Genomic DNA, 14,113 nt, shown 5'->3' on the forward strand with positions numbered 1-14,113 from the left:
TTTTCCAGTCTTGTGGACCAATGATATGTACTACTGGTACATATCATTGGTCCACACAAGGAAGCGCCATGTCCGGAAAAATCCTCGTCTCGGGCGGCGGCATCGCGGGGTGCTGCCTTGCCTGGTGGCTCCGCAGATACGGATACGCGGTGACCATCGTGGAGCAGGCGGCCGAGCCGCGCGCCGGCGGCTACGTCATCGACTTCTGGGGATTGGGCTACCGCGTTGCCGAAAAGATGGGCCTGGTGGACGAGCTTCGCCGGTCCGATCTCGTGATCGAGGAGTTTCGTGTGGTCGATCGCAATGGCCGCAAGATCAGCGGCATCGACCAGCGAGCCTTGCAGGATATCGCAGGCGGCCGCATCATGAGCTTGCAACGCTCCGCCGTCGCCTCTGCCCTCTATCATGCACTCGACGATGACGTCTCAGTTCGCTTCGGGGACAGCGTGGCTACCCTCACCGAGCATCCGGACGGCGTCGAGGTGACATTCCGCAGCGGCGCGCACGAAGGCTACGATCTCGTGGTCGGCGCCGATGGGCTGCATTCCGCCGTGCGCCACCTCGCTTTCGGCGAACAGGCCGAGTACGAGCGCTTCCTCGGATATTACGTGGCGGCATTCAGCGCTCACGACTACCCGCATCGCGATCCGCACGTCTATGTGACCTATGGCGAACCCGGCAAGCAGATCTGGCGAGTGACCATGGACGACGAGACGACGGTTTTTCTGCTGGTCTTTGCCGACGCCAGCCCTCAGGGGATCCCGATGCACGATCCGGCGCAGCAGAAGGAGATTCTAGCCCGCCGCTATGCCCGCAGCGGCTGGGAAACCCCGGACATGCTGCGCGCGCTTGCGGCCACCACGGACCTCTATTTCGACCGCGTCAGCCAGATCGTCATGCCGCGCTGGACCAAGGGACGTGTCGCGTTGATCGGCGATGCCTGTGCATGCCCGAGCCTGCTGGCCGGCGAAGGTTCGGCGATGGCGATGGCAGAAGCCTACACGCTGGCCGGCGAGCTCCACGCTGCAAGCGGAGATCATGCGGCCGCCTTCGCAGCGTATGAGCAGCTCCTGCGGCCTTACGTCGAGCGCAAGCAGAAGGCCGCGCGCGGCTTCGCGGCGAGCTTCGTGCCGCAGAGCGCCCTCGCGCTATGGCTGCGAAATACCTCCATCAACGTCGCCAACACCCTCGGTCTGACCAGGCTGCTGTTCGGCGCCCAGATCAACGATCGCCAGGCGTTGGGCGACTATCGCTAAGCCGCTGGCTCGGGTGCGGGTTCGGCCGGTGGATCGAACGCCAGCCGCAGCCCGATATGGCCGGCGGCGCTATCGGGCGACCGCCCCATGCGGGCCGCGATGCGGTACCGATGGCAATAGCTGCGATGGCAGAGATACGAGCCGCCCTTGAGCGTGCGCTCCTGCTCCCGCAGGGCGTCGATATCGCGCTGCTTGGCCGCCGCCGACAGCGACCGCACCCGAAACCGGTCCGCGCACCATTCCCAGGTGTTTCCCGACATGTTGTAGAGGCCGAACGGGTTGGGTGCGAAGCTGTCGACCGGCGCCGTACCCAGATAGCCGTCGGTCGCGAGGTTGCGGCGCGGGAATTCGCCCTGCCAGATGTTGAGCGGCGGCGTGTCGTCGCTGGGCTCGTCGTCGCCCCACGGAAAGATATGTTCGGTGCCGCCGCGCGCTGCGTGCTCCCACTCCGCTTCGGTCGGCAGGCGTCCACCGGCCCAGGCGGCGAAGGCATTGGCGTCGGCCCACGACACCTGCACCACCGGATGGTCGAGACAATCCTCGATGCTCGAGCCGGGACCCGCGGGGTGGCGCCAGTCGGCACCGTCGACGGCGTGCCACCATGGTGTCCCCACCACCTGCCGCGACGCACGTGCCAGCTCCTCGGGCAGGAACATCCAGAACACGAACGACCAGCCGAACCGCTCGGCCTCGCTCACATATCCCGTCTCGTCGGCGAAGGCGCGGAACTGCCGGTTGCTCGCGGCGTAGCGGCTCATCCCGTAGCGGCTCAGCTTCGTCGGACGCGGCGGACCTTCGCCGTCGGCGCGGATCACCGGCTGCCGGGTACCAACGAAACTGTGGCCGCCCTCGATCCAGGCGATCGCGTCGCGCAGCATGGGGTGCGGCTCGGCACGCCCGCGCGCCGGCGTCATCGCCTGGACGTCGAGCAAGTGTGGCATGTTGGGTGAACAGCAGGACTCCATTGCAGCCTCCTATTTTCCGGCCTCGAGCGGCAGCTCGGCCCGAACGCGGCGCCGTGTGCCGGCCTCGGCACGCGGCGCCCTGCGCCGCGGCGCGGCGACGGACTCGCGCGCAACATAATCGCAGGCGATGCGGCTCGTGACCGATCCCGCCGCTCTTTCCCCGGCCGCGCGCCCCAGCAGGTACTCGACCGCGATCTCGCCCATTCGCGCATGCGGCACGCGCACCGTGCTGAGCGGCGGCGTCACGATGCTTGCCAGCGGATCATCGTCGAAACCGATGACCGAAACATCGCCGGGCACGCTGAGGCCCAGCGTCTTCAGCGCTTCGTAGCACCCCACCGCCGTGCGATCGGAAGCGCAGAAGATCGCGGTTGGAGGCTTGCGCAGCGCCATCAGCACCGTGGTCTCGCGCTCGCCGGGGCCGATGGTGAAGTCGCCGTCCCGGATCAACTCCGGATCGACTGCCAGACCGCGGTCTTCATGCGCCTTACGATAGCCCTCGAGCCGATGGCGCGAGGCTTCAACGCTGCTCTTGCCATTGATGAAGCCGATGCGCCTGTGCCCCGCGTCGAGCAGCGCCGCCACGGCCCCGCGTGCACCGTCCGCGTGTCCCGGAATGATGAACGGCACGTTGGGGTCGCGTGTGTAGCAATTGAGCAGAATGATGTTGGCCGTCCTGAGCACCTTGGGCAGCGTCAATTCCTGCGTGAAGTACGACTGATAGACGATCCCGACCAGTCGCTGCGCCATCAGCAGGTCGATGGCACAGCGCTCCAGGTCCTTGTCGCCGTGGATCGGCAGCACCACCAGCACGCAGCCGTCCTTCCAGGCCCGCTCGCGCGCCGCCTCGACCGCGTTGAGCGACAGCGGATTTGACCCGATGTCGTCGACCAGCAGTCCGATCGTACGGATCGAGCCGCTGCCCACCGGCGAGCGCCGCCAGATCCGGTAGCCCAGCTCCTCGGCGGCCTCGCGCACCTTTTGCCTGGTCGCGTCCGCCACGCGCACGCCGCCGGTATCGTTGAGCACCAGCGATACGCTCGCCTGCGAGACGCCGGCGCGGCGCGCCACGTCGATCATGGTCGGACCGCGCGACGTCCTCCCCTGCTCCTTGCTGGCCTTGTTCACGTTGTCGCTTCGTCTCGGCATTCGGACTCAGAAGGCCCGCTCGATGGTCGTCACCCGCGGGACATGATTGCACTATGCCGCCACACGCAACCCTCAAGCTTGTCGCATTCAGAATAGCGCTAGACAGAAGTCATAAATAACCCGATAGTTCATCGCCATGCAAACAGGAGGATCAGCATGAGCACGAGACAGACTGGCGGCATCAACCGCCGCGATGCGCTTGTCGGACTGGGGACGCTGGCGGCCGCGATGGCCACGGCATCGGGCCGGTCCGCATTTGCCCAGGACGCCAAGACCATCAAATGGTGGGACCATTTTCAGCCCATCGCTCCCCTGTTCGAAAAGGCGTGGGCCAACTACGGCGCTGTGCATCCCGGCGTCACCGTCGAACATACCGTCATGAACCCGGCCGACATGATGCAGGCGCTGCAACTGGCGTTCCGCTCGGAGCAGGCGCCCGACGTGATGTCGATTCCCGCCCCGCTGGCGACGCTGAACCAGCTCGCCGGCTCGAGCTGGTTCGCCCCAGCAGGCTCCGGCCTGCACCTCGACAAGCCGTTCCAGAAGGACGTGCTGTTCGAGGGCCTGACCAATTTCGGCGGCAAGGTCTATTCCTTCCCCCTGTTCAGCTTCCGCCAGCATTCGACGTCGTTGTGGTCGCTCAAGGACAAGATCGACACCGACGGCAACGCCATCAAGGGCTGGGACCAGATCCGGCAGGTGGCCAAGGCCGCCACCAAGAATGGCACCTACGGCCTGTTGCTGCCGATCCAGTTCACCGACCGCATGCGCGTGCATGTCGACGACCTGTCGCAGATGATCGGCGGCGCCGGTCCGATCGATTGGAAGACCGGCCAGTACAACTATGCGGCCGACGAATATGTCGAGACGCTGCAGCAATTGCTGTCGTTCCAGCAGGACGGCACGCTGCACCCTGCCTCGTCCTCGCTCGATGCCCGCCAGGGCCGCACCCGCTGGGCAGCGGGCGAAGCCGCGATGTTCACCGATGGTCCGTGGAACAGTGGCGTCATCGCAAACAGCTTCGCCCAGGTGCTGCCCAACATCGCGGTATCGGGCAACCCGGTGCTGACCGACAGCGGCCATGTGCATTCGTCACCGCAGGCGGGCACCTTCTGGATCTCCGCGCAGTCGAAAAACCCCGACATCGCCTCGGAGCTGCTCAACCTGTTCACCACCGACGAGTTCTACATCAAGCTCGCCGAGCGCATGGACCAGCCGCCGCTGAACCTCGACGCCGTGGCCCAGGCCAATGTGCACCAGACCTACAAGGACGTGGTCGCCGGCTACAAGGACAGTGTGCGCCTCGCGCCCGAGCCGGTCATCCGCAATGCCGATGTCGGCAAGGTCTATGGCGAAATGAAGCCGGTGAGCCCGAGCCTCGGCGAGATCGTGCAGGGCGCGTTCGCCGGCGCCTTCGCCGATCCAAAGCCGGTGCTCAAGCAACTCGCCGACCAGATGACCGCCGAACGCGACCGGGCGATCAAGGCCGTCAACGATGCCGGCGGCAAGGTCAGCGTCGACGACTGGAAGTTCGACGCCTGGAACCCTGCCGAGGACTTCACCCCGGACAAGTACTGATCAAGGATTGCATGTGAGTCTCTCCCACTCCGCAATCCGTCCATCGATCCGCCGGCGTCTCTGGGCGGATCGATGGATCTACCTCTTCCTGCTGCCCACCGTCGTGCTGGTCGCGAGCTACACGATCTGGCCGATGTTCGCCAGCATCTGGTTCTCGCTGCTCGACTGGAACGGCTTCGAGCGCGCCGGCAGGTTCATCGCCTTCGGCAACTATGCCGAGATCTTCGCCGACCGGCTGTTTTGGAACGCCTTCGCCAACACGGTGATCTTCGTCGTCGTCGCGGTACCGATCCGCGTCGGCCTTGCCCTGCTGCTCGCCGTGGTGCTGAACGCCGGCCTGCCATTCTCGCGCAGCTTCCGCACCGCGATTTTCCTGCCGGTGGTCACCACCGCGGCGATCCTCGGCGTCGTGATGCGCTTCGTCCTCGATCCCGCCAGTGGACCGGTCAACGAGGTGCTGCTGCAGCTTCACCTCATCACCCAGCCGATCAACTTCCTCGGCCGTGCCGGCCTGTCGCTCTACACGGCGATCGGCGTGTGGGTATGGAAATGGCTCGGCATCACCCTGATCTACTGGATGGCGGCACTGCAGACGATCCCCGCCGATCTCTACGACGCCGCGCGCATCGACGGCGCCGGCCGCTGGCAGCGCTTCCGCTACATCACCGTGCCGCTGCTCACGCCCTTCACCATCATCATCACCCTGATCACCGTGGTCGAGGCGACCAACGTCTTCGATCTCATGCTGACCCTGACCAATGGCGGTCCGTTCTTTTCCTCCGAGGTCATCGACATCTTCGTCTATCGCCAGGCCTTCGCCGCCAACATTCCGCGGCTCGGCTACGCCTCCGCCGCCGCGCTGCTGTTCGGCGTCTGCGTCATGGCCGTCATTGCCGCGCAGATCGTCGTCGTCGCGCGCCTGCGCCGCCGGGTGGCCGAACAATGAGCGCCGCCGCTTCCTCGCGCTCCGGCGCCCGCTTCTGGACATGGCTCTCGGTACTGGTGCTTGCCGTCCTCTGCCTTGTCTGGATCTATCCGTTCCTCTGGCTGGTCTCGGCCTCGTTCAAGGACCCGCTGGAAATCTTCTCCAAGGGCCTGAGCCTCGTTCCCAACGCGCTGCGCTGGGACAACTACGTCCGCGCCTGGGCCACGGCGGGATTTTCCACCTACATGCTGAACACGGTGCTGGTGACGGTCGGCACCGTGTTGCTGGTCATCTTCCACACCTCGCTCACCGGTTACGTTCTGGGGCGCTACAACTTCATCGGCCGCAAGCTGGTCATCGGCGTACTGGTCGCGACCTTCATCATTCCGGCCGGCTTTGCCATCATCCCCATCGTCGACCTCACCAAGACGCTTGGCCTGCTCAACAACCGCTGGGGCATCATCCTGGCGCTTGCCGGCAGCGGCCATGCTGCCTCGATCCTGCTCTATGCCGGCTTTTTCAGCCAGTTGCCCAAGGAGCTGGAAGAGGCCGCTGTGGTCGACGGCGCCGGCTTCTTCACCATTTTCGGCCGCATCATGCTGCCGCTCGCCGGCCCCGTGACTGCCACGGTTGCCGTGCTGACCTTCCTGGCCGCCTGGAACAGCTTTCTGATTCCGCTGGTGCTGACCTTCGGCGCGCCCGGCCAGCGCACTCTGGCGGTCGGCATGCTGGCCTTCGTCGGCACCAATGAAACCGACTGGCCCGGCATGGCCGCTGCCGCAACGCTGTCGCTGGTGCCGGTGATCGTCTTCTTCTTTTTCGTCCAGCGGTTCTTCGTCGAAGGGGTCGCGGGCGCCATCAAAGCCTGAACTAAAAAGGATTGAGTCAGCCGATGACACAAAAGCCCAATATTTTGTGGATCTGCACCGACCAGCAGCGCTGGGATACGCTGGGCTGCTACGGCAACACCGCGGTGCATTCGCCCAACATCGACCGGCTCGCCACCGAAGGGGTGCTGTTCGAGCGCGCCTTTTCGCAAAGCCCCGTCTGCACCCCGAGCCGCGCCAGCTTCCTCACCGGCCGCTACCCACGCACCACGCGCACGCGCCAGAACGGCCAGGACATCCCCGCTGACGAAAAACTCATCAGCCGGCTGCTCGCCGACAACGGCTACACCTGCGGCCTGTCGGGCAAGCTGCATCTGTCGGCCTGCCACAAGAGCGTCGCGCCCGATCACGAACGCCGCATCGACGACGGCTACGCCGAGTTCCACTGGTCGCACCATCCCGGCCGGCCGAACAATTCCTGGCCGACCAACGAGTACGACCTGTGGCTGCGCGAACGCGGCAAGGCATACGGCACCACGCCCGTCGACGGCTCGAAATACGTCTCCTACGGCATGGACGAGGCCGACCACCAGACCACCTGGTGCGCCCAGAAGGCGATCACCTTCATGGAGGCGCATGAAGGCGTGGATCGGCCGTGGATGTTCTCGGTCAACATCTTCGATCCGCATCATCCCTTCGATCCGCCCAGGGCCTACCTCGACCGCTATCTCGCCGATCTCGATGCGATCGAGCTTCCCGACTACCAGAGGGGCGAGCTTGCCGAGAAAACCGCCGTACAGCGCATCGACCACGACGGCGCCTATGGCGGGCAGGCTGGCTTCCCCTACGACAAGATGGATGAGCGCGATCACCGGCTGGTGCGTGCCGCCTATTACGCCATGTGCGACCTGATCGACTCGCAGGTGGGGCGCATGCTCGACGCGCTCGAGCGCACCGGACAGCGCGACAACACCATTGTCATTTTCATGTCCGACCACGGCGAGATGCTCGGCGACCACGGCATCTACCTGAAGGGCCCCTATTTCTACGAAGAAGCCATCCACGTGCCGCTGGTGATCTCCGGCCCGGGCTTTGCCCGCGGCCGACGGGCACAGGGCATGGTCGAGCTGGTCGACATCGCTCCCACCCTGCTGGAGGCCGCCGGCATTTCCCGCTACGCCGGCATGCAGGGGCACTCGCTGCTCGCGACGCTGCAGGGCAAGGACGAAGCCGCGCGCGACGACATCTATTGCGAATACTACAACGCCATGCCCTGGCATCCGCCCGAAATCGACCCGCAGATGACCATGCTGCGCACCGACCACCACAAGCTGGTGATCTCGCACTCCGATGGCGATGCCGAGCTCTACGACCTCGCGGCCGATCCGCACGAGCACCACAATCTGTGGCACACGCCGGGGCACGATGCGCTCAAGCTCGACCTGATGCGGCGCATGCTCGATCGCATGGCCTGGACCGTCGACCCCCTGCCCGAGCGTCGCGCCGACTACTAGCCTCGCATCAGCGCGTCGTCTGTCGCGGCACCAGCGGACAGCGGATCGACACCGTCATCGGTGCGTCGAGCCGGTCGCGCTGCGCCAACAGCCGCATGCCACGTTCCGCCATCGCGGCATGCGGCAGCAGCATCGTCGACAGCCCGATGTCCTTGGCAAACTCGCGATCGTCGAAGCCGAGGATCGCAATGTCGCCGGGCACGCTGAGTCCGACCTCTGCGACCGCTGCCAACGCTCCACGCGCCAGCATGTCGTTCTGGCAGAACACGCCGTCCGGACGCTCGTCGAGCGCCAGCAGCTCCAACATCGCGGCCCGCCCGCTCTCATGGCGCCAGTCGCGATGCTTTATGCGAGTCGCATCGAGCGACTGTCCGGCCACCGTCATGCCGCGCCGGAACCCCGACAGCCGCCGCTGCGTGCTCGAATGCCAGCTATCGCCCGTGATGGTCGCAAGGCGCGTGCAGCCCGTACCGATCAGGTACTGCGCCGCCGCGAAGCCCGCCGCCCGCTCGCCGGGAATGACGGCAACCCCCTGCCCGTCATTGCGGAAGCAGTTCACATACACATGCGCAAAACCCTGCAGCGCATCGCTCGGATGCACGCCGGCGGTAAAGGTGTTGGCATAGATGACGCCGCTGGCGCCCAGCCGCCGCAGCGAGGTGAGCGCTTCGGCCTCGCGTTCCACCACGCCATCCGTCACGAAGATCGCGAGCTGCGTCGCGGCGCTCCGTGCGGCCATGTGCAGCCCGTCGATGATGTCGATCGGATAGGCCGCCGAAATCTCGTTGATGAGCACCCCGATGATCGGCAGGTGGTCGTCCTGCAGGTCGTGTAGCATCGGCCCGGGCGAATAGCCTAGGCGCCGTGCCGTCTCGATCACCAATTGCCGCGTCGCCTCGGCGATGCGCACGCCGCCGATATTGTTGAGGACCAGCGAGACCGTCGTCTGCGACACCTGCGCTTGGCGCGCGACGTCGATCATCCTCACGCGCTTTTTCGAGTCTTTGGTCACCAGGGCCGTCCGCCGTGCATTCGGCATCGTGCTTGACAAAACAGCACGAGCTAATCAATTTGCTAAAGAAATTTAGCAGCCGTGGCGAGAGGACGCGACGGCTTTCTGGCGGCAATCCATCTCCACTACCCGCGCTGGCGCCTCGCCGCGCGACGGAGGCGGCTTGCCCGGGTGGAGGAGTCATGGCGATGCCACAGACCGCCGAGACGGCCGTGCCGCATGCCCGGCCCGCCGCCGCCCTTCGGCCGGCGCCGCGCGGCAGGAAGCGCGACACCGTCCCGGCTCTCGTGATGCTCACCCCGTGGCTGCTGGGGGTGACGTTGCTCACCGCGCTGCCGATGGTCGCCTCGCTGGTGCTGTCCTTCACCAATTACGACCTGCTGTCGCTGCCGCGCTTCATCGGCACCGCCAACTACCAGCGGCTGCTGTCGGACCCGCGCTACATCCAGTCGCTCGAAGTGACGACCACCTACGTGCTGGTCTCCGTGCCGCTGTCGGTGACCGTCGCGCTGCTGATCGCGGTGTCGCTGTCCTCGACCAGCCGGTCGGCGAACCTCTATCGCGGCATCTACTACCTGCCCTCGCTGCTCGGCGGCAGCGTCGCCATCGGCGTGCTCTGGCGCCAGCTCTTCGGCGGCCAGGGGCTGCTGAACTCCGTCCTCGGCCTGTTCGGCGTCGCGGGCACCAGCTGGATCGGCGACCCGCGCTACTCCCTCGGCACGCTGATCATCCTGCACATCTGGCAGTTCGGCGCACCGATGGTGATCTTCCTCGCCGGTGCCCGGCAGATTCCGAAGGAAACCATCGAGGCCAGCATCATCGACGGCGCCAATCCGGTGCAGCGCTTCTTCCGGCTGACCCTGCCGCTGCTGAGCCCGCTGATCCTGTTCAATCTGGTGATGCAGACCATCACCGCCTTCCAGGCCTTCGTTCCGGCCTACGTCGTCAGCGACGGCTCCGGCGGTCCGATCGACTCCACGCTCTTCTACACCCTCTACCTCTACATCGAGGGCTTCCGGAACTTCCACATGGGCTACGCCATGGCCATGGCGTGGGTGCTGCTCGTCATCATCGCGGTGTTCACCGCGCTCGCCTTCTGGTCCTCGCGCTTCTGGGTTCATTACGAGAATTGAGCGAGCCCATGCACCCCGCGAAGCCGAACCGCCTCCCCGCCACGCTGCTGCGCCACGCCATCCTCATCGCGCTCGCGATCCTGATGAGCTATCCGCTGCTGTGGATGATCTCGAGCTCGTTCAAGCCCGAACACGTGATCTTCTCCGAGCCCGGCCTGCTGCCCGACCCGTTCACGCTCACCAACTACATCGCCGGCTGGACCAAGCTCGGCCTGCCCTTCGCCGCGTTCATGCTGAACTCGGTGATCATCTGCGTGCTGTGCATCCTGGGCAATTTGTTCTCCTGCACGCTCGCCGCCTATGCCTTCGCCCGGCTCGAATTTCCGTTCTCGAAGGCCGCCTTCGCCATCATGCTGCTCACCATCATGCTGCCGTTCCACGTGACGGTGCTGCCGCAATACATCATGTTCCAGAAGCTGGGTGCGGTGAACACCATCATCCCGCTGGTGCTGCCGAAGTTCTTCGCGGTGGACGCCTTCTTCGTATTCCTGCTGGTGCAGTTCATCCGCGGCATTCCGCGCGACCTCGATCAGGCCGCCGAGATCGACGGCACCAACAAGTATCAAACCTTCTGGTACATCATCTTTCCGCTGTGCCGGCCGGCGCTGGTGATCGTCGCCATCTTCACCTTCCTGTGGACGTGGAACGACTTCTTCGGCCAGCTCATCTACCTGACGCAGACGCAGAACTACACCGCGTCGCTGGCCCTCAACCTGTTCATCGATGCCACCAGCGGCGAGTCGGCATGGGGCATGCTGTTCGCCATGTCCGTCGTCACCCTCACTCCCATCTTCGTGCTGTTCGTACTGTTCCAGAGGCAACTGGCGGACGGCATCGCGACCACCGGCCTCAAGGGATGAGCCCCGCTTCCACTCACGCAGATCTGCGATCACCAAGGAGGAGTATCCATGTCTAGACCGAATATGCCCGGCCTCAACCGGCGCGACCTGCTCAAAGTCTCGGTCGGCGGCGCCGCCGCGCTGTGGCTTTCGACGTCGAACTTCGCACTGGCCGACAGCACGTCCATCAAGGCCGGCTGGTATGGCGGACAGGACACGCATGACCGCATGCAGAAGGCCATCGCGCAGTTCACCGCCAAGAACCCCGACATTGCTGTGAGCGTCGAATTCGCGCCTTTCGCCGAATTCTACGATCGCCTGCCGGTCGAATATTCCGGCGGCACGGCACCCGATATGCACCGTCATTCGATGACCTATCTGTTCGACTACGTGAAGCGCGGCCTGCTCGCCGACCTCAGCCCCTTCATCGGCAAGAGCATCGACATTTCCGCGCTTTATCCGGGCGTGGTCGAGATCGGCAAGGATGGCGACCAGGTGCACGCCATCGGCAACAACCAGATCGCCGTTGCCCTGTTCTACAACAAGGCGAAGGTTGCGGCCGCCGGCTCGCTCGACAACCTGACCTGGGACGGTTTCCGCGACCTCGCCATCAAGATCGGCAAGGCGGGCGGCGCCAATTCCTATGGCACCAATGACGGCGGCGGCTTCTTCGCCTTCCTCGAGCTGTTCGTCACCCAGCGCGGCAAGTCGCTCTACAGCGGCGACAACGCCCTCGGCTTCGAGCCCAAGGATCTCGTCGACTGGCTCGACTACTGGGAATCGATGCGCAAGGACCAGGGTGCGCCGCCGCCATCGGTGACCGCCGAAAGCGCCGGCTTCCAGAATGCGCCGCTGGTCAAGGGAACTGCCGCCATGCAGGTCGGCTGGAGCCAGCAGATCGTCTTCTACCAGGCCCTAATGCAGGACGAGCTCGATATCCACGCCTGCCCGGTGCCGGCCGGCGCCGCCGACAACGGCCATTTGATCCGCGCGCTCGACTTCTGGGTCGTCCCGGAAGGGTCGCGCAACAAGGAGGCGGCAGCCAAGCTGGTCAACTTCCTGCTCAACGACGAGGGCGCGCTGGCAACGCTCGGCCTGTCGCTCGGCGGCCCCGCCTCCGACAAGGCCGCCAGCGTCCTGGCGAAGACGGCCGACGTGCCGAGCGGCAAGGTGCTCACCTACCTCGCCGACCTGCGCGGCCATGCGCCGTCGGCAACGCCGCGCTGGATCAGCGGCCATGGCGAGCTCGAATCGACGCTCAACCGCCTCAATGCGTCGGTCGGCTTCGGCCAGGCGACGCCGCAGGCCGCCGCCGACAGCTTCTTCACCGAGGCCAAGCGCATCCTGGGCTGATCTCCCGTGGGCCCAGGCGCCTCCGGCCGCACGTTGGCCGGAGGCGTCCATTTTCTCCAGTGAATTAGGTCAGGGTCGCTTCAGTGTCCGACAAGCCGAACATCGTTCTTATCATGACGGACCAGCAGCGGGCCGACTTCTTTGCCTCGGAAGGCTTCCCTGTCGACACCATGCCGTTCGTCGACGCCCTCGGCGCCAAAGGCACCCGCTTCGACCGCGCCTACACCCCGATGCCCATCTGCTCGCCGGCGCGCAGCAGCATGCTGACCGGCCGCTTCCCCAAGGCGACGCGCGTCAAGCAGAACTGGGACATGGACAAATTCATCACCTTCGGCAAGGACCTGCCGGCGGTGCTGCACGAGCAGGGTTACACCGTCAACCTCGCCGGCAAGAATCACTCCTACGCTGGCCGCGACGCCTTCGATTTCTACGGCGCCCCCTACAGCCACACGAACGGCCCGGCCGATCGCGCCACTGCCAGCCAGAGGCAGTCCGACGACTGGCTGTTCGAGCTCGACCACCACGTCTCGACCACCGCCACGCCGTTCCCGCTGGAAAACCAGCTCTGCTACCGCATCGTCTCCGACGCCATCACCTGCGTCGACCAGCAGCGCGACAAGCCGTTCTTCCTCTGGCTGTCGCTGCCCGAGCCGCACAACCCGTACCAGGCGCCGGAGCCGTATTTCTCCATGTTCTCGCCTGACCAGATGCCCGGTCGCGTCGCCGGCCCCCAGGCGAGCCTGGCGCGCGGCGGCAAATGGCAATGGCTGCGCACGCTCGAGGAAGAAAAGCGCCCCGGCTACGATGACGACTGGCGCCGCTACCGTGCCGTCTATGCCGGCATGCTGCGCATGATCGACGACCAGGTGAAGCGTTTCGTCGACCATCTCGACGCCAGCGGCAGGCTCGACGACACCATCATCATCTTTCTTGCTGACCATGGCGACTATGCCGGCGACTACGGCCTGCAGCGCAAGGGTGCCGGCCTGCCCGAATGCCTGGTCCGCGTCCCCTTCATGGTCACCGGCCCCGGCATCAGATCACACCATAACCGCCTCGACTTCGTGTCTCTGGTCGACATCCTCCCGACCGTGTGCGAGATCGCCGGCGCCGAGATTCCGTTCGGCTGCCAGGGACGAAGCCTCTGGCCCATGCTCACCGGCGCCGACTATCCGGCAGCGGAATTTTCCAGCATCTACGCCGAGCTCGGCTTCGGCAGCCTGCCCTACGGACCGCACGAGCGGCCGCCGCTGCATTTCGACTATGCCGGGCCGACCTACGACGAGCTGAACTCCGTGACCCAGAGCGGCAACCTCAAAATGGTGCGCAAGGGCAATTGGAAGCTTATCTTCGACGTGCTGTCAGGAGGCGAGCTCTACGACCTCGATAGCGATCCGGGCGAGCTTGAGAACCTCTACCACGATCCGCGGCACGCCGTGATGCGCACCGCCATGCTCGAGGAACTGCTCTACTGGACGATCAGGACCGAGGACCCCCTGCCCCTCGCCAAATATCTGCCCAAGGTCGCCCCGCACAATTGGTACCGGAGCTAGGCGAAGTCA

The 14,113-nt window shown here is 65.3% G+C and carries 12 protein-coding genes; 9 read left to right on the forward strand and 3 right to left on the reverse strand.

What is annotated here, in order from left to right:
* Positions 1-68: 68 nt before the first annotated feature.
* On the forward strand, positions 69-1,256 hold the full coding sequence (locus BGO82_RS15755; protein WP_291306569.1) for an FAD-binding domain: 1,188 nt from the start codon (positions 69-71) through the stop codon (positions 1,254-1,256).
* On the opposite strand, the gene BGO82_RS15760 is transcribed toward BGO82_RS15755, so the two are convergent.
* A complete protein-coding gene (locus BGO82_RS15760) occupies positions 1,253-2,197 on the reverse strand; it encodes an SUMF1/EgtB/PvdO family nonheme iron enzyme (RefSeq protein WP_291306570.1) in 945 nt (314 codons plus the stop codon). The two genes, BGO82_RS15755 and BGO82_RS15760, sit on opposite strands and share 4 nt — an antisense overlap.
* Before the next feature lie 33 nt (positions 2,198-2,230).
* Positions 2,231-3,301 carry a LacI family DNA-binding transcriptional regulator gene (locus tag BGO82_RS15765; RefSeq protein ID WP_291306571.1) on the reverse strand — a complete coding sequence of 357 codons (1,071 nt, stop codon included), beginning with the start codon at positions 3,299-3,301 and terminating at the stop codon, positions 2,231-2,233.
* Between the two features lie 225 nt (positions 3,302-3,526).
* Between BGO82_RS15765 and BGO82_RS15770 the strand changes: the two genes are divergently transcribed.
* Genes BGO82_RS15770 through BGO82_RS15785 form a run of 4 tightly spaced genes read left to right on the forward strand, consistent with a single transcriptional unit; the run spans position 3,527 to position 8,214 of the window.
* Positions 3,527-4,948: an extracellular solute-binding protein gene (locus BGO82_RS15770; RefSeq protein ID WP_291306572.1), complete on the forward strand. Its 1,422-nt coding sequence runs from the start codon at positions 3,527-3,529 to the stop codon at positions 4,946-4,948.
* Positions 4,949-4,961: 13 nt separating this feature from the next.
* Complete coding sequence (locus BGO82_RS15775) at positions 4,962-5,894, forward strand: sugar ABC transporter permease (RefSeq protein ID WP_291306573.1); 933 nt, start codon at positions 4,962-4,964, stop codon at positions 5,892-5,894.
* Positions 5,891-6,742 (forward strand): carbohydrate ABC transporter permease, encoded by an 852-nt coding sequence (locus BGO82_RS15780; RefSeq protein ID WP_291306574.1) that lies wholly within the window; start codon positions 5,891-5,893, stop codon positions 6,740-6,742. The genes BGO82_RS15775 and BGO82_RS15780 overlap by 4 nt, the downstream gene beginning before the upstream one ends.
* A 23-nt stretch (positions 6,743-6,765) precedes the next feature.
* Positions 6,766-8,214 carry a sulfatase-like hydrolase/transferase gene (locus BGO82_RS15785; protein WP_291306575.1) on the forward strand — a complete coding sequence of 483 codons (1,449 nt, stop codon included), beginning with the start codon at positions 6,766-6,768 and terminating at the stop codon, positions 8,212-8,214.
* A gap of 7 nt (positions 8,215-8,221) precedes the next feature.
* On the opposite strand, the gene BGO82_RS15790 is transcribed toward BGO82_RS15785, so the two are convergent.
* On the reverse strand, positions 8,222-9,226 hold the full coding sequence (locus tag BGO82_RS15790; protein WP_291306576.1) for a LacI family DNA-binding transcriptional regulator: 1,005 nt from the start codon (positions 9,224-9,226) through the stop codon (positions 8,222-8,224).
* Positions 9,227-9,408: 182 nt separating this feature from the next.
* Between BGO82_RS15790 and BGO82_RS15795 the strand changes: the two genes are divergently transcribed.
* The 4 genes from BGO82_RS15795 (at position 9,409) to BGO82_RS15810 (ending at position 14,104) form a co-directional block, all read left to right on the forward strand.
* Entirely contained in the window at positions 9,409-10,359 is a 951-nt protein-coding gene (locus BGO82_RS15795) for a sugar ABC transporter permease (protein ID WP_291306577.1), read from the forward strand.
* An 8-nt stretch (positions 10,360-10,367) separates the two neighbouring features.
* A complete protein-coding gene (locus BGO82_RS15800) occupies positions 10,368-11,219 on the forward strand; it encodes a carbohydrate ABC transporter permease (protein ID WP_291306578.1) in 852 nt (283 codons plus the stop codon).
* A 48-nt stretch (positions 11,220-11,267) separates the two neighbouring features.
* Positions 11,268-12,551 carry an ABC transporter substrate-binding protein gene (locus BGO82_RS15805; protein ID WP_291306579.1) on the forward strand — a complete coding sequence of 428 codons (1,284 nt, stop codon included), beginning with the start codon at positions 11,268-11,270 and terminating at the stop codon, positions 12,549-12,551.
* Between the two features lie 83 nt (positions 12,552-12,634).
* Positions 12,635-14,104, forward strand: a complete 1,470-nt coding sequence (locus BGO82_RS15810; protein WP_291306580.1) for a sulfatase-like hydrolase/transferase — start codon at positions 12,635-12,637, stop codon at positions 14,102-14,104.
* Positions 14,105-14,113: the final 9 nt, after the last annotated feature.

The sequence above is a fragment of the Devosia sp. 67-54 genome, from assembly GCF_001899075.1.
Taxonomy (GTDB): Bacteria; Pseudomonadota; Alphaproteobacteria; order Rhizobiales; family Devosiaceae; genus Devosia_A.